The sequence below is a fragment of the Flavobacterium sp. UW10123 genome, from assembly GCF_040538975.1.
GTDB lineage: Bacteria > Bacteroidota > Bacteroidia > Flavobacteriales > Flavobacteriaceae > Flavobacterium.
The window spans coordinates 118,461-135,184 of sequence record NZ_JBEWQE010000001.1 but is presented as its reverse complement, the minus strand read 5'-3'; the positions used below and the strand labels follow the sequence as shown (position 1 = coordinate 135,184).

Annotated in this window: 15 protein-coding genes and 1 tRNA gene; 11 read left to right on the top strand and 5 right to left on the bottom strand. The window is 34.5% G+C overall.

What is annotated here, in order from left to right:
* The first annotated feature begins 73 nt into the window (after positions 1–73).
* From ABXT06_RS00585 to ABXT06_RS00575, 3 genes are all read left to right on the top strand, one after another.
* Positions 74–1,123, top strand: coding sequence for an HlyD family secretion protein (locus ABXT06_RS00585; RefSeq protein ID WP_354589012.1), 1,050 nt, complete (start codon positions 74–76; stop codon positions 1,121–1,123).
* Between the two features lies 1 nt (position 1,124).
* Positions 1,125–2,708, top strand: coding sequence for an MFS transporter (locus ABXT06_RS00580; RefSeq protein WP_354589011.1), 1,584 nt, complete (start codon positions 1,125–1,127; stop codon positions 2,706–2,708).
* A gap of 321 nt (positions 2,709–3,029) precedes the next feature.
* A complete protein-coding gene (locus tag ABXT06_RS00575; protein WP_354589010.1) occupies positions 3,030–3,692 on the top strand; it encodes an HAD family hydrolase in 663 nt (220 codons plus the stop codon).
* Positions 3,693–3,800: 108 nt separating this feature from the next.
* On the opposite strand, the gene ABXT06_RS00570 is transcribed toward ABXT06_RS00575, so the two are convergent.
* Positions 3,801–4,592 carry a hypothetical protein gene (locus ABXT06_RS00570; RefSeq protein WP_354589009.1) on the bottom strand — a complete coding sequence of 264 codons (792 nt, stop codon included), beginning with the start codon at positions 4,590–4,592 and terminating at the stop codon, positions 3,801–3,803.
* Between the two features lie 604 nt (positions 4,593–5,196).
* Here ABXT06_RS00570 and ABXT06_RS00565 point away from each other — a divergent pair.
* Positions 5,197–5,382 (top strand): hypothetical protein, encoded by a 186-nt coding sequence (locus ABXT06_RS00565; RefSeq protein WP_354589008.1) that lies wholly within the window; start codon positions 5,197–5,199, stop codon positions 5,380–5,382.
* A 341-nt stretch (positions 5,383–5,723) separates the two neighbouring features.
* Here the strand turns inward: ABXT06_RS00565 and ABXT06_RS00560 are convergent, their stop codons facing one another.
* The gene (locus ABXT06_RS00560; protein WP_354589007.1) at positions 5,724–6,260 is read right to left on the bottom strand and encodes a hypothetical protein; all 537 of its coding nucleotides are present in this window, start codon (positions 6,258–6,260) and stop codon (positions 5,724–5,726) included.
* A gap of 130 nt (positions 6,261–6,390) precedes the next feature.
* Positions 6,391–6,472, bottom strand: a tRNA-Leu gene (locus ABXT06_RS00555).
* A 110-nt stretch (positions 6,473–6,582) separates the two neighbouring features.
* Between ABXT06_RS00555 and ABXT06_RS00550 the strand changes: the two genes are divergently transcribed.
* The 5 genes from ABXT06_RS00550 (at position 6,583) to ABXT06_RS00530 (ending at position 11,303) form a co-directional block, all read left to right on the top strand.
* Complete coding sequence (locus ABXT06_RS00550; protein ID WP_008466344.1) at positions 6,583–7,971, top strand: dipeptidase; 1,389 nt, start codon at positions 6,583–6,585, stop codon at positions 7,969–7,971.
* Positions 7,972–8,316: 345 nt separating this feature from the next.
* A complete protein-coding gene (locus tag ABXT06_RS00545; RefSeq protein ID WP_354589006.1) occupies positions 8,317–8,739 on the top strand; it encodes a toxin-antitoxin system YwqK family antitoxin in 423 nt (140 codons plus the stop codon).
* Positions 8,740–8,758: 19 nt separating this feature from the next.
* On the top strand, positions 8,759–9,721 hold the full coding sequence (locus ABXT06_RS00540) for a DUF6624 domain-containing protein (protein WP_354589005.1): 963 nt from the start codon (positions 8,759–8,761) through the stop codon (positions 9,719–9,721).
* The gene (locus ABXT06_RS00535; protein ID WP_198854767.1) at positions 9,718–10,092 is read left to right on the top strand and encodes a BlaI/MecI/CopY family transcriptional regulator; all 375 of its coding nucleotides are present in this window, start codon (positions 9,718–9,720) and stop codon (positions 10,090–10,092) included. Before ABXT06_RS00540 ends, ABXT06_RS00535 begins: the two co-directional genes overlap by 4 nt.
* Positions 10,089–11,303 (top strand): M56 family metallopeptidase, encoded by a 1,215-nt coding sequence (locus tag ABXT06_RS00530; RefSeq protein ID WP_354589004.1) that lies wholly within the window; start codon positions 10,089–10,091, stop codon positions 11,301–11,303. Before ABXT06_RS00535 ends, ABXT06_RS00530 begins: the two co-directional genes overlap by 4 nt.
* A 214-nt stretch (positions 11,304–11,517) precedes the next feature.
* On the opposite strand, the gene ABXT06_RS00525 is transcribed toward ABXT06_RS00530, so the two are convergent.
* A complete protein-coding gene (locus ABXT06_RS00525; protein WP_354589003.1) occupies positions 11,518–12,882 on the bottom strand; it encodes a saccharopine dehydrogenase family protein in 1,365 nt (454 codons plus the stop codon).
* 186 nt (positions 12,883–13,068) lie between these two features.
* Here ABXT06_RS00525 and ABXT06_RS00520 point away from each other — a divergent pair, with 186 nt between their 5' ends.
* The gene (locus ABXT06_RS00520; protein ID WP_354589002.1) at positions 13,069–13,455 is read left to right on the top strand and encodes a DUF423 domain-containing protein; all 387 of its coding nucleotides are present in this window, start codon (positions 13,069–13,071) and stop codon (positions 13,453–13,455) included.
* A 301-nt stretch (positions 13,456–13,756) separates the two neighbouring features.
* Positions 13,757–15,361 carry a phosphoenolpyruvate carboxykinase (ATP) gene (gene pckA / locus ABXT06_RS00515; protein ID WP_278019745.1) on the top strand — a complete coding sequence of 535 codons (1,605 nt, stop codon included), beginning with the start codon at positions 13,757–13,759 and terminating at the stop codon, positions 15,359–15,361.
* Positions 15,362–15,607: 246 nt separating this feature from the next.
* Here the strand turns inward: pckA and ABXT06_RS00510 are convergent, their stop codons facing one another.
* Positions 15,608–16,666, bottom strand: a complete 1,059-nt coding sequence (locus ABXT06_RS00510; protein WP_354589001.1) for a phytase — start codon at positions 16,664–16,666, stop codon at positions 15,608–15,610.
* Positions 16,667–16,724 lie beyond the last annotated feature (58 nt).

The window sequence follows — 16,724 nt, the reverse complement described above, 5'->3', positions numbered from 1 at the left end:
CAAGACTTGATAGGAGTAAGAAGCAAGAAAAAAGACATTTTAGAAAAGAACTAAGTAAAGAGATTAAAGAGATATGGTTAAGATAAAAAATGAAACTAGAAGAAACAAAACGTTTCATATACTAATAACAATTATTGCGTGTGTGCTTGTTATAAGCGGAGTTATTTTGGGGATTTGGTTTTATGTATTTAACCGAAATCACGAAGAAACCAATGATGCTCAGGTTGAGCAATATGTAACGCCAATTATGTCGAGAATTACGGGTTATGTGCAGGAAGTTCGTTTTAATGAAAATCAGTTTGTGCATAAAGGCGATACTTTGGTTGTAATTGATAACAGAGAATACAAATCGAAATTGGATGTGGCTCTTGCCGATGTTCAGAATGCGAAACAAAATAGTGTTGTGGCTGAGAAAAATGCTGTAAATACAGCCAGCGCTACAGCAATTAACGAAGCGCAATTGGACGCTGCCAAATCGAATCTTTGGAAAACCAAACTGGAATACGAACGTTATAAAGCTTTGGTAAGCGAAGAAGCGGCAACTTCTCAGCAATTAGAGAAAGTAAAAGCAGATTACGAGTCGGCGCAGGCGCATTTTCAGGAAATGAAGAATAGAATTCATTCATCTGCTTTGAGTACTTCTGTTGCCGAAGCAAATGTTCCGACAACGCAAACCAATATTGCTTCAAAACAAGCAACGGCAGATAATGCGGCTTTATTTCTTTCGTACACCATAATTACGGCGCCTTATGACGGCTGGGTTGGAAAACGAACTTTACAGCCAGGACAATTGGTAAAAGAAGGTCAGTCTTTATTATCAATTGTAAGTAAAGAAAAATGGATTACAGCCAATTTTAAAGAAACGCAATTGCAATATTTAACTGTTGGACAGGATGTCGAAATCAAAGCGGATGCTTTGAGCGACAAAACTTTCATTGGTACAATTGCCTCTTTATCGCCAGCGAGCGGGGCAAGATTTTCATTGCTTCCTCCAGATAATGCAACGGGTAACTTCGTAAAAATCGAACAAAGAATTCCGGTTAGAATTCAGTTAAAAGATAACGATAAACAAGCCGACTTTTTAAGAGCGGGAATGAATATTAGTGTGATCGCAGCACATTAAAATGGAAGATAAAAGTATTTTTAAATCATGGGTTCCAAAATGGGCAATCATTACGATTTTGTTTGTTTGTCTTTTGCATTCTATGATTTTGTTGGGAGTTTATACGTCAAACGTAACATATGCAGCAAGTTTTCTGGACATTGAGCCCGAAGATTTGCAGTACGCGATGTGCGTAACGTACGGAACTCTGCTGGCTACAATTCTCATAGAAAGCCGATTTTCGAGTTTTTTCCCTGCCAAAAATTACCTCATGGGCGTTTATTCCTTAATTGGAGTTACGATTGTGACGTCAGGTTATGTCGATAATTTTGCAGTTTTTCTATTGCTGAGAGTTGCCGAAGGAATCTTAATGGCTCTTCCTGCCATTACCATCAGACAATTGCTTATTGAGCAGTTTGATTCTAAAAATGCCATTATAATTGGTTTTTCCTTTTATTACGGTTCTCTACTGCTGTCAACGCCTTTTATTATGAATATTGCAGTTTGGTTTCTGGATCATTACGACTGGAAATACATGCTGTATGTTTCGGGCGGACTGCAGGTTTTAAATGTCTTTTTAATCTTGGTTACTTTTCGTGGGCACCGAACAACAAAGAAAATCCCGTTGTATCAAATCGACTGGATGAGCTATTTTTTGGTTTTAACAGCTATTCTTTGCGGTGCCTACTTTTTTGTGTATGCCGAAAAAAAATATTGGTTCGAATCTTCTCAAATGGTTTTAATGCTTATCATGGCACTTATTACGGGAGGTTTGTTCATCTTTAAAGAACTTTTGGTCAAAAGGCCAACTTTTAATTTTGAAGTTTTTAAATATGCCAATCTTCGAATTGGGTTTTTATTGTTTTTCTTGTTTTACATCAGCAGGGCAACGCTGAGTCTTTGCCATTCGGCGATGTATTCGATTTGGAATTGGGATCCGTCTCGAGTTGCGGGCGTGCAATACATTAACGGACTCGGAAATATTATCGGATTGGTTTTGGCGGCTTTTTTCTTGATGAAATCGCTTTCGACCAAAATCATTTTTCTGATTGGCTTTTCGCTGATTGCGTTGTATCACTTTTGGTTTACGTTTCTTTTTGTGCCCGATGTGGCTTTGTCAGATATTATTGTTCCGTACTTTTTGCAGGGCATCGGAGTTGGATTGTTATTTGTTCCGTTGATTTTATTTACTACTTCTTCGGTTCCTGCAAATATGGCGGTTTCTTCTGGAATTGTCGGCGTTTCTGGACGTTTCTGGGGTAGTACGATTGGTTTTTGCGTTATGCAGAATGCAACTGTATTTTTAAACAAAAAACACTTTTTAAAGCTTAGTCAATTTGTAACGGGTGAAAATCCCGAAGCACAGCAAAACATTGCAAACGCTACACAGAGTTTTATTGCCAAAGGATATTCGGTAGATAATGCGAATGTTTTGGCTATGAAAAAGATTTTCGGAAGCATCGCCAAACAGTCGACTTTATTGGCAGATATGGAGATTTACACCATTGTGGGTTATGGTTTGTTGGTTTTGATTATTCTTATTGCATGTAATCAGCATTTGAGACAGACTATGACTTTGGTTAAAAGCAAGATTTGGATTGGGTAAAGATTTTGTTTCAGGTTTAATGTTTCAAGTTTTTGCCAATCTTTGTCTATTATTCTCGCAATCCCGATAGCCATCGGGAGTAGAGACGCAAAGGTTTTATTTTTAAAGCCACAGATTATAAAGATTTAAAGGATTTTTTTTCACGCAGATTCTGCAGATTTTAGCAGATTTAATTTTTGAGATTTTTAAAAATAAATAATCTGCGCTTATCTGCTTAAATCTTTTTAAAATCTGCGTGAAACAAAAAACTCTGCGAGAAACCTCGATCCAACTCTACGGAATTAAGTATCTTGCAACCGTTAAAAACAACAAAACAAAATTATGAGCCAGCAATGTGTAATTTTTGATATGGACGGTGTGATTTGTCACACCAATCCGCATCATGTAGTCGCTTTTGAGGAGTTTTTCAAAAAATATAATATTCCGTATACTCAAGAAGAATTTGAAGAGCATATGTACGGAAAACACAATAGTTATATCATGACGCATTTCTTCAAACGCCCAATTCAGGGAGAAGAACTTCTAAAATTAGAAGACGAAAAAGAAGGAATGTTTCGCGAGATTTACAAAGACAAAGTCGAAACGATTCCGCATTATATGGATTTTTTAAACGAATTAAAATCTCGTGGATTCAAAACGGCTGTCGGAACATCGGCGCCACGTGCGAATCTGGATTTAATTGCCAATTTCCTGAAACTAGACGAAAAAATGGATTCGATGAGGTCGTCAGAAGACGTTACGTTTCATAAACCAAATCCGGAAGTATATTTAAAATCGGCAGAAAGAGTTGGAGTTTCTCCGTCGGATTGTGTGGTTTTTGAAGATTCTTATTCGGGCGTTACAGCAGGATTAAATGCCGGAATGAAAGTCGTAGGTGTTTTGAGCACACATAATAAAGAAGAACTTCCGCCATGCGATTTTTATATTAATGATTATAGTGAAATTAATGTCGATAAGATAATTGAGTTGCTAAATTCTAATTAAATAAAATTTCAAACTTTGCGACTTAGCGTCTTTGCGAGATTAATTTTTAAAGTATGTAATTTTTATACTTATGAATCTCTCGCAAAGTCGCAGAGTCGCAAAGCTTTTTTAATAATTATCTTCCAAAAAAGCCATCCAGCCTTTTTCAAATTCTTCTGGCGTTACGTTCAATGTTTTTTGGATATTGCCGAAAGACGCAATGAGTTTGGGTAGAATATCTTTTCCCCATTTTTGAGTCATATATTCGATTATCGTGTAGCCAATATTGTAAATCTGATTGCCGTGATTAAGATCTTCTAAAGTCAGGTTTTTGCTTTTGGCGTATTTTACGCTTAGCGAATTAACTTCTCCTGCTTCAAAAATACTAATCGATTCCCAGAGCCAGCGCGGATATTTGGCTTTAAACTTTTTATCAAATTCCTTATCAAAAGTCAGTCGGTCTTGGGTGATGATGGTGTCTTTTGCTTTATAAATTAAAATATTTAGCTGAACACAATGCGTAAATTCGTGCAGCGCCGTTTTGAGCGGATCGTCGGGAAAAATAGAATTAAACCAATTTGTCCATACAAAATGAAATTCGTTTGGACCACGACTTGTGCCTTTTGTGTTTTCTGTTAAACCCGTAGCTTCATTAAACTTGAATTGCGAACCATAAACAAAAACCTTTATAGGGTCGTGTTCAATATCTTTTAGATTTTCTCTTATTCTAGAATAATTTTCCTCGAGATGCTTGTTGACTTTTTCGGCTTCGCTTTTATAAATTCCGTTATAGGAAACAATAAAATGCTCCGATTTAAGAGTTTTGGTTTCGTGCTGAACAGTAAAGCTTCGAACCGTTCTCGCAAAATAAAAAACAGCAATAATTGCTAATAGAATAACTAATAATCTGTATTTTCTCATGTGTTCTAATTGTTTTTTGAGATTTAAAAACAAGCGAAATTTTGAGAATTAGGTTTTTGGTGTTTTAAAAATAAGAATATTTAAATACTAAACTGTAAAATAATTAAAGAAATTTCTGAATTGTTTTTTGTTTTGCCACAGATTATTAAGATTAAAAGGATTTTCGCTCTTTTTTTGTCATTCCGAGGAACGAGGACACGAGCGATAGCGAACTGGCGAAGCAATCACACTAGAAACTCCGCAAAGTTTTTTCCGCATTGTAACCATAAAGTATTGTCATTTCGACGGAGGAGAAATCTCCACAAGTAACTCCGCAACGAAAAGCTAATCTTTGTCGAGCTTCTCGCGAAGATTTGCTTTGCCTATTCGCTATCGCTCGAGTCTCGTTCCTCGAAATGACAAATTAGACGGATATGCTTTATGGAATAAGAAAGTTAAATGGATTGCCTCCTGCTTTAGCTGGAGGTTTTTTTATGTTTGAAAAGGAAAAGGCTTTAGCCGAAAATTGATTTCTATAAGAAAAAAATAATTAGAGTTGAACGCATATATGGGTTCAAATGAAATTAAGTTCGAATGATTTTTGCAATATTTTAAATCTAAAATTATGAGTACAAATCATTTTTCAGAAGAAGTTGAAACTAGGCTAAAAGGTTTTTTTAATGAAATTATTGATCCAAAAGATATGGCGAAAACAATTCGAGAGGTAAATTATCTTCTTTCTTTATACTGCATGAGAAGTCGTAAAACTGATGAAATGGAATTCACCAACATAGATGATAATTTTTATTAGCTAAATAAACTAGCAGAAGTTCTCGATCCTTATTTGGATTTGAGATAAGAAAGATAAAACACAAAGTATAGCCACACAGTTTGTCATTCCGAGGAACGAGGAATCGCACTAGAAACTCCGCAAAGAAAATCGCCAATCTTTGTAGATATACGCGTGTGATTCCTCGTTCCTCGAAATGACAAAACTGTACTAATAGGTTGGTGTTATTCTCAAAACATGGCCAATGGTTTCAACCATTGAAACGCAATCATTGTCGATAATCTTTGTCTCCCGTGATTGAAATCACGAGCTATATTTGAAAGAGGATAGTTATATTGAGATTGATTAGGAATCTTTTTTAATCATGAAATCCAATGCCCAAATTCAGTTATAATTGTCCAGATCCCATTAGTTTTTTTTAAGAGATAACTCCTTCCGGAAGCGCTTTGAAAAGATTTTGAATATGTTATAGATACAATGCAGTTTTCAAAATCATTATCAAATAAGGGTTTGCTTACCGATATTATATTTTGCCTTTTGTAAATATCTTTAAATATTATTTCTATTTCTTCGTCGGTCAGGCAATTTGTATTTTTGATGTATTTAGGATCAAATTCAGATTGTTTTATTAATTCTAAATCCCAAGTTTCCTCGGTATCAGTATTGTTTTTTTTAAAATCATTTAATGTCATTTCAGATACTGTAATTCCTCTAGTATCTTCTTTAAATTCTCTTACATTAAATGAAGTTTTAGGTTTTCTACATTTTATATAAATAGATACTTTGTTCTTTTCGATTTCGTGGCTAATTATTTTTTTAAATATTTCATTTTCTTGTTTATTCTGTGAGAAGCTTAAAATTGAAAATAGAAGTAGTAATATTTTTAAAACCGTTGACATTGAATGAAATAAGTTTTTTTTTTTTTTTTTTTTTTTTTGAAGATATGCTTTTGGTTAAATGTAATAAAAAATTGGACATTGCCAAAAAACAAAAAAGCTTCTGAAAAAATATTCAGAAGCTTTTTAAAAGTGCGGATAATAGGACTCGAACCTACACGCCTTGCGGCACCAGATCCTAAGTCTGGCACGTCTACCAATTTCGCCATATCCGCGGTAATTGTGGGTGCAAAGATAGGCATACTTTTGAATTATCAAAGCATTTTTTGAAAATTTTTTTTAATTCTCTTTTTCGTACTTTTGGTTTTCTATAAAAATAATTTAAATGGAAAATATTAAGTCCTACGTTCAACAACATAAAGATCGGTTTATCAACGAATTGATCGAATTATTAAAGATTCCGTCGGTTAGTGCCGACACTGCATATTCTCAAGATGTTATTGACACAGCAGAGGCTGTAAAAGAAAGTTTATCAAAAGCAGGGTGCGATTATGTCGAAACTTGCGACACTCCAGGTTACCCAATTATCTACGGAGAGAAAATTATAGATCCCAATCTTCCAACGGTTTTAGTTTACGGCCACTACGACGTACAACCGCCAGATCCATTAGAATTATGGACTTCACCACCTTTTGAACCGGTTATTAAAACTACAGATATTCACCCAGAAGGAGCCATCTTCGCACGTGGAGCTTGTGACGACAAAGGTCAGATGTACATGCACGTAAAAGCGCTTGAGTTAATGGTACAAAGCAATACGTTGCCTTGTAACGTAAAATTCATGATCGAAGGTGAAGAAGAAGTTGGTTCAGCAAGTTTGGCTTGGTTCGTAGAACGTAATCAAGAAAAACTGAAAAACGACGTAATCTTGATTTCAGATACAGGAATGATCTCTAACCAACAGCCGTCTATCACGACAGGTTTAAGAGGTTTGAGTTATGTTGAAGTAGAAGTTACAGGTCCAAACCGCGATTTGCATTCAGGTTTATACGGTGGAGCTGTGGCGAACCCGATTAATATTTTGGCAAAAATGATTGCTTCGCTTCACGACGAAAACAATCATATTACAATTCCAGGTTTCTACGATAAAGTAGAAGAATTATCTGCAGAAGAAAGAGCAGAAATGGCAAAAGCGCCTTTCAGTTTAGAAAAATATAAAAATGCTTTAAACATTGCTGATGTTTACGGCGAAAAAGGTTATGTAACGAACGAAAGAAACTCAATCCGTCCGACATTAGACGTAAACGGAATTTGGGGCGGTTATACTGGCGAAGGTGCTAAAACGGTTATTGCGAGTAAAGCTTTCGCTAAAATCTCAATGCGTTTGGTTCCAAATCAGGACTGGGAAGAAATTACAGAACTTTTCACAAAACACTTTACAAGCCTTGCTCCAGCTGGAGTTACAGTAAAAGTTACACCTCATCACGGTGGTCAGGGTTATGTTACGCCAATTGACAGCATTGGTTATCAGGCAGCAAACAAAGCGTATACAGAAACGTTTGGAGTTCCTGCAATTCCGGTTCGTTCTGGAGGAAGTATTCCGATTGTGGCTTTATTCGAAAAAGAATTAAAAAGTAAAACAATCTTAATGGGATTTGGTTTGGACAGCGATGCTATTCACTCGCCAAATGAACATTTCGGAATCTTTAATTACTTGAAAGGTATTGAGACTATTCCGTTGTTTTACAAGTATTTTGTGGAATTAAGTAAATAAAAAAGAAACAAAGGTTCAAAGGCACAGAGGTGCAAAGTTTTATATAAATCCGTTCAGAAATGAGCGGATTTTTTTATGGGCGTTCCCTTCGGTCGGGCTTTCGGCTATATCTTTTATTCCGCTTCGCTACATAAAAGGATACCGCCTCAAACGAAGTTCACTGAACTCCAATAAAATAAAAATAATGTGAAGTAATCCCTAACGCATTTGGAAAATCAAGAAAATTTAGGTTGTAAGAACTTTTAAGTCTTACGATATCAGAATCTTAAAAAAATATTTGCTAGTTTGAAAATTAATTCTACATTTGTAGAGCAATGTCTATATCTGTAGAATTAAAACATAAATATGAAAAACCTCTTTTTACTATTGTTTTGCGGGATAATGTTTTTGAGCTGTAAAAGTAAACCGATCAATCAAAAAATTGATAAGAAAAAAGAAGGCGTTTGGATTGATAGTTATTCGCAAGATGGAACGAATTATAAATCGTATGAATATTATAAAAATGATCTTCCGGTTAAAAAATGGAAAACGTATATTAACGGAAAAATCTACAAAACAGAGAAATATAAAAACGGAATCTGTATCGTAAAAAGTTATTACGAAAACGGAAAACTGGAATCGAAAGGGAAAACTAAATTTGAGACTGATTCGGTTCAGTCACATTGGTTTTATTTTGGAGAATGGAAGTTTTATTCGGACAAAGGAAAATTAAAAGGAGTCAAAAATTACGATAAAGGAGAATTGATTTCGGAACAAAATATTAAATAGACAAACTAGCCTCTAAACCATGAAAAAATTAATAACGCTTTCTTTTCTTTTAATGAATTGCATTTTGATGCAAGCCCAAACCTATAAAGAATGGGTTCATAAAGCAGATTCTTGTTACATGGTAAAAAACTATGAATTGTCTGTTTCGTATTATGAAAATGCGTTTAAAATAGAACAGAAAGACTATGCAGATTTATACGACGCAGGCTGTTCTGCTTCTATGGCAATGCGGCATAAAAAAGCATTTAAATGGCTGAATCTTTCTATAGATAAAGGATACGAGAACATTGCGCATATTAAAATTGATGAGGATTTAAAGTCTTTGCATTCAGAAAAAGAATGGAATAAAACAATTGATAAACTGCAGAAGAAGTTAGATGTTATTGGAGCAAATTATGATAAGGTTCTCGAAAGGCAATTAGCAGAGATTTACACCGATGATCAGGAAATTCGAGGCGAGTTTATGAATGTTTATAGAGCTACTAAACCTGACAAAAAGAAAATTGACAGCATTGGCAAAATAATGGAAAGAAAAGACAGTATTAATCTCATTAAAGTGATGAAAATACTGGACGAAAGAGGCTGGTTGGGAAAAAATGTGGTCGGAACGCAGGGAAATCAGACTTTGTTTATGGTGATTCAGCATTCTGATTTAAAATATCAGCAAAAATACCTGCCTATGATGAGAGAGGCGGTTAAAAATGGCAATGCCAATCCTGGAAATCTAGCGTATTTAGAAGATAGAGTAGCTTTGAGGGAAGGGAAAAAACAAATTTATGGCAGTCAGAGTTCGAAGAATAAAAAGACTAATAAAATTTGTATAGCGCCAATGATAGACCCAGATAATGTGGATAAAAGACGCGCTGAGGTCGGACTTGGAACTATGGCCGAATATGCTGCAAAATTGAATATTGAATGGAATTTGGAGCAATATAAAAAGGAATTGGCTGAAACTGAAAAACTTGAAAATACAAAACCATGATACAATTATCAAATGCAGAAGAACAGTTAATGGAGCATTTATGGAAGCTTGAAAAAGCTTTTATGAAAGATTTGCTCGAAGCGTATCCAGAACCAAAACCTGCTACAACGACAGTTGCAACTTTATTGAAACGAATGATCGATAAGAAATTTGTGGCGTACAACGAATTTGGAAATTCGAGAGAGTATTATCCGCTGGTAAAGAAAACGGACTATTTTGCAAAACATGTAAAAGGGCTGATTAGCAATTTCTTTAATAATTCGGCTTCACAATTTGCTTCGTTTTTTACGACCGAAACCAATTTGTCGGCTTCAGAATTGGAAGATCTTAAAAAAATAATCGATTCAGAAATTCAAAAAAAGAAGAAATGATAGCATATCTTTTAAAATCGGGTTTACTGCTTGCTGTTTTTTATGCAGTGTATAAATTGTTGTTAGAAAACGAAAGAATGTTTCAATTCAATCGTGCCTATCTTCTAGGAAGTTTGATTTTCAGCTTAGTTATTCCGTTGCAATTGTTTTCGGTTGCATCATTTTTTCCGTCAGAAATTAAAACAATTCAGATGGACGAAATAATGATCGTGTCTAGTAAATCTATCTTAAACGAAGTTTCATACAATGAAATCGTATATTTCTTTTTAGGAGCAATTTATGTTCTCATTGCAACAATTTTACTGATTCGATTTGCTATAAACGTGTCTTCTTTTTTCTTGAAAATAAAAAAGAATTCGGTGCAATTTATAGACAATCAGAAACTTGTTTTAATAAAAGAATCGATTTTGCCACATTCTTTCTGGAATGCTATTTTTATCAGTAAAGAAGATTTTGCAAATGGAAAAATTCCATCAGAATTAATCGCTCATGAAAAAGCACATTTGCAGCAAAAACATACTTTGGATATTCTTTTTGTTGAGGTTTTGCAAATCGTATTTTGGTTTAATCCGATGTTTGTTTTGTTTGAAAAAGCAATAAAACTCAATCATGAATTTTTAGCCGATGAAGCCGTAAACAAACAATTTGATGAAGTTAAAAGTTATCAGAACTTATTGTTGCAATTTGCTTCAAATAAACATACTGTCGCTTTGGCAAGTAATATTAATTATTTAATAACCAAAAAACGTTTGCTCATGATGACTAAAGAAAAATCGCCAATTACAATGATTTTAAAAGTGAGTTCTGTAACGGTCGTTTCTATTTTATTGTTAATTGCCTTTAATTCGGAAGCTACTGCGCAAAACAGTTTTAATGGAAAAAACGGTAATAGTGTTAATGAAAAGGCAGATATGAATCAGCCACAATTTCCTGGCGGAATAGAAAAGTTCTATATGTTTGTGGGGCAAAATTTTAAAATGTCAGAAGAATTTTCGAAACAAAAAATGGATGGCAAACTTCTTATTGAGTTTATGGTCGAAAAAGATGGAAGTCTGTCTGAGTTTAATGTTGTAAAAAATTTAGGCTACGGAACAGCAGATGAAGCAATAAGAGTTTTAAAACTTTCACCAAAGTGGATTCCAGGTAGTGAAAACGGAAAACCAGTTAGAGTGTTGTATTCTTTGCCAATTACCATTCAAAGTGAGAAATAGAGGTTCAGGGTAACAAAGTAGCAAAGTGACAAAGGTTTTTTAAAAGACTCCAGCTTTAGTTGGAGTTTTTTTTACGCAAAGTATAAAACCTTTGTCACTTTGTTCCTCTGAATCTTTGTCCCTTAAAAGAAAAAAATCCGCTTCTTGATGGGAGAAGCGGATAAAATTAAAAACTAATTAAAAAAAAATTCTAAAAATAAACATGCAAACCAGATTAAAACAAGTCTGGATTGTATCCGAAATAAGGTACATTTTGTTCGTTAAAAATGACCCCATATTCTTCTAGCTCCTTTAAGATCGGTTCGTAAACTTCTTTTTTAATAGGAAGCTGAACGCCTGGAGTTGTAATTTTTCTGTTTAAGATTAATAAAGTCGCAATTGCAACCGGAAGTCCGACTGTTTTTGCCATTGCAGTATAAGTCTGATCTTCACCAATACAAACCATTTTAGAATCGATTTGTTTCTTTTCTCCATTCAATTCGTAACCAAATTTGTGATACATCACAATCATATCTTTGTCATCTGGTTCAAGAGCCCAGCTGTCAGTTAAGATTTTTTCTAAAATTTGAGCAGGAGTAGCATTTGGCAGATTGACTTTTTTGTTTGGGTTGAATAAATCCAGTTCCAAAAGTTTATCCCACATAATATCGTCTTGATCAATTTTTAAGAGCAAGCGAGTTTTAATTTCGGCAGAATCCGTCGGATGATACGGAAGAAAAGAATTGATAAACTGACGATAACTCATATTTTCTGACCCCTCTAAAATATAGCTATCGTCAGTCATTCCAAGCTGTACAAACATATTCCAAGCGCGAGAATAACCCACTCTTCTAATTGTACCTCTATATAATGTCAAAATATTATCTAAACCATAAACCGATCTGTATTTAAGCGAATCACGATTAGAATATGCTTCAAATTTTCCGTAACCTTCTACTTCCAGAAATTCGGTTCTTCTAAACAAAGCGCTGTACGGTATATATTTATAAGTTCCTTCCTGAATGAATTTTGCAGCACCGCCTTGTCCAGCCAAAACGACATTTCTTGGCGCCCAAGTAAATTTGTAATTCCACAAATTATTATCAGATTCAGGGGCTACTAGTCCGCCGCAGAAAGATTCAAACAAAAGCATTTTACCACCTTTTGATCTGATTTCGTCAATGACTTTCATGGCACTCATATGATCAATTCCTGGATCAAGACCAATTTCATTCATAAAAATCAGATTGTTTTGAATTGCTTCTTCGTTTAAAGCCTGCATAGCATCGCTGATATAAGATGCAGTTACAAGATGTTTTTTGAATTCAAGGCAGTCTTTTGCAATTTCAATATGCAGATGTGCGGGAAGCATAGAAATGACTATTGATGCATTTTCAATAGCTTTTTTTCTATCATCGGAATTAAAAATATCTAAGGCAAGCGGAGTGGCATTAGGGTGGTCTTGTGTTTTTGCTTTCGCAAGATTCAATGAAAGATCAGCTACTGTTAAATGCAGCTGTTCTTCGTTAGATTTTGATAGTAAATATCGAATCAAAGAAGATGCAGATCTTCCTGCTCCAAATATTAAAATGTTTCTCATGTCTTAAATATTTAACACAAATATATTTAATTGTTATAAATATAACAATTAAAATTAAAGAAAATTAAATTATTTTTTTCGCAAAACTCAAGAAATAATTTGATTTTGTTCTAAATAATCTAGAAACAAAGGCGGTTTTTCGGTTCGTTTGGAGTATTTTTGTTTGAAATTTCAAAGAAATATATTATGAAAAGAAGAATCGTTCTAACTGGAGCATTTATTGGTATGCTAGCTATTATTTTGGGCGCTTTTGGGGCTCATTTATTGAAAAAGTATCTTTCAGTTGACCAATTAAATACTTTTGAAGTTGGTGTCCGTTACCAAATGTACCATGCACTCTTTCTTCTTTTTTTGTCGACCCAAAAAGACATTGCAGAAAAGACCTTAAAATCGATCTATAATTTGGTTGTTGGAGGTGTTCTTCTTTTCAGCGGTTCTATCTATTTATTGGCAACAAAGGACTACACTTTATTCGAGTCTAAAATTGTAGTATTCGCAACACCTTTGGGTGGTTTCTTATTAATTATTGCTTGGGCACTATTATTCTTTACGATTTTGAAGAGAAAATCATAAAATCCCGAAAAAAAAATTCTGTCTAAGAATTAATCTTTAATTTTGTCACATAAATAACATATAACTTTATTTGTGTGACTTTTTTGTATTTTACATTGTCAAACAAAAATAATATAACAAATTCGCGTATAAGGTTGTAAATAAACAAATTAGAGGCGGTTATTTTTTTCTTTTTGTAAATTTTAAAGTGAAATTTCTCTTTTTTCGTATAAATTAAAGTGAAATTTAAGTATTTTAAAAGAAATAAAAATAAATCTGTAATTTTGCCTTAAACAAAAAATCACACACAACTTAAAAACTTATGGACACAAATACAGTTTTCGCGCAATCGATTTCGTTAAAAGAGTTAGGAATTGAAAATGCAAAAGTTCGTTATCAACTATCTGCAGATGAATTACATGCGATTACTTTGCAGTCTGGTCAAGGTGTTGAGAATTCTACTGGAGCGTTAGCAATTAATACAGGTGAATTTACAGGTCGTTCTCCACAAGATCGTTTTATCGTAAAAGACGATATTACTAAGGATCAAGTTTGGTGGGGAAATGTAAATATCCCATTTGAGCCTCAAGCTTTTGAAAAGCTTTATAATAAGGTAACAGCATTTTTATCAGACAAAGAAGTTTTTGTTCGTGATTCTTATGTGTGTTCTGATCCAAATTATAGATTGAATGTTCGTGTTGTAACAGAAACTGCTTGGTCAAACTTGTTTTGCTACAATATGTTCTTACGTCCAGAAGATTCAGAGCTGGCAAATTTTACTCCAGAATGGACCGTAGTTTGTGCTCCAAGTTTTATGGCAGATCCTGCTGTAGACGGAACACGCCAGTCTAATTTTGCTATTTTAGATTTTACTAAAAAAATTGCTTTAATTGGTGGAACAGGTTATACAGGAGAAATGAAAAAAGGAATTTTTTCTGCATTAAACTTTATTCTTCCAGTTTTCAAAAATACACTTCCAATGCATTGCAGCGCCAATGTTGGTGAAGCAGGAGATACAGCAATCTTCTTCGGATTGTCTGGTACAGGAAAAACAACTTTATCTGCAGATCCAGAGCGTAAATTAATCGGAGACGATGAGCACGGCTGGACAAATGAAAATACAGTTTTCAATTTTGAAGGCGGATGCTACGCAAAAGTAATCAACTTAACTGAAGAGAATGAACCAGACATTTTTAGAGCAATCAAAAAAGGAGCGCTTTTAGAGAATGTGGTTTTCAAAGCAGGAACAAACGTAGTAGATTTTGACGATGTTTCTATCACACAAAATACACGTGTAAGTTACCCAATTACACATATTGATAATGTACAGCCAGGTTTGGTTGGACACAATCCAAAAAATATATTTTTCTTAACAGCAGATTCTTTCGGAATTTTGCCTCCAATCTCAAGATTGACTCCAGGTCAGGCAGCTTACCACTTTATTTCTGGATATACAGCAAAAGTTGCTGGGACAGAAGCTGGTGTAACTGAGCCTCAGCCAAACTTCTCTGCTTGTTTTGGAGCGCCATTTATGCCTTTGCACCCAACTCGCTATGCTGAAATGTTGAGCAAAAAAATGAAAGATGCAGGTGTAAAAGTTTGGTTAATCAACACAGGATGGACTGGCGGAGCTTACGGAACAGGAAGCCGTATGAAGCTGAAATATACTCGTGCTATGATTACTGCAGCATTAAAAGGAGAATTGAATGATGTAGCGTTTAAAAATCATGAAGTATTTGGAATTGAAATTCCTCAAGATTGTCCAAATGTTCCAGTGGAAATTTTAAATCCTAGAAATACTTGGGAAGACAAAGATTTATACGATAAAAAAGCGTTAGAATTAGCACATAAATTCAAAGCTAATTTTGCGAAATTTGAAGAGTTTGCAAATGCTGAAATTTTAGCAGGAGCACCAATTACAGAATAGAAGGAATTATTTAATTCAAAATAAAAAAGCTGTTCAGAAATGAACAGCTTTTTTTGTTTTTTTGTGTCTGTCTGATACTGTTTGCTTGTCTCCCTGAGCGAAGTCGAAGAACGTTCCAATTGGAAACTGGGCTTCGACTTCGCTCAGCCTGACAATCAGTACTTTTTAAAGACATTGAAACGCAGTTTTCAGCACAGTTTAAAGGAAAGTACTGAAAAACTGCAATTTCAAATCAACACTGAATCTTTATTTCTTCGTTTCGTCGATGCGTTTTTGGATTAAATCCCAAGTGTAATAATGGAAAGTCATTCCGTTACTCATTGCTACAAAAAGTCCGTTTTTATATTTTGAACCTAAGTTTACACTTGTAACATCTGCACCATCACATTCAATTGTAGAAGTTGGAACTTCTGCCAATAATGGATGATTGTTTGGATTTCCATTTGCACCTTCTCTTGGGTAAACCATAAATGAATTTGCCTGCTGATTGGATACCAGAATATATCCTGTAGAATCTGTTTTTTTGTAAATCGCAATTCCTTCATGATCTGCTTTGAAATCTTTCTGACCAAAGAAAGCCAATTCTTTATTATCGTTTAAAGCCGGATCTGCTTTGTATTTTCTAATTCCAGCCTGTTCGTCACAATAGTATACAAAACCTAATTCGTTATCTACAGCAATCGCTTCAATTTCTTTCTTTCCACTGTAAGTTCCGAATTTGCGAACGACTTTTGCAGTAGCAAATTTTCCATTTCCAGAAAGTTCATATTGCCATAAATAGCTTCCAGATGGGCCAGTTTTTCTTCCCACAATAGCAAAAATCTTTCCGTCAGTTTTACGAGTGTATAAAGCAACTCCCATTGGATCGCGCTCTGCTTCTCCGTCAAAAACTGGAATTCCGCCATTGTCAATTGGCTCTAAATCAGGTAAACTAAAAATTCTAATTTTGTTTTCTTCACGTTCTGTAGTAACGGCAACGTCTACTTTTTTTCCGTCAATAATCAATCCGTAAGCGATATCAACATTGTTTGGACGTTTTAACGGAATTGATTTTTTAAGGATTTTTCCATTCAAATCAAAAGCATATAAACCGCCGTCTGTGTCTTTATCTGTTCCAACAATTATGCTTTTTGAAGCATCAGTTGGATTGATCCAGATTGAAGGATCGTCTGTATCGTGAGGGAGAGCCTCTGTAACCGCTGTTGGTTTTACGGCATTTGGCTGAATTGGCGCTAATTTATCGTCTTTACAAGCTGTAAATGCTAAGCTTAAAAGTAAAAAAGCAACTAAAGATTTATTTTTCATTTCTATTATATATTTTAATGCAATTAGACAGAGCGCTAAACTCTGTCTAATTTAAGAA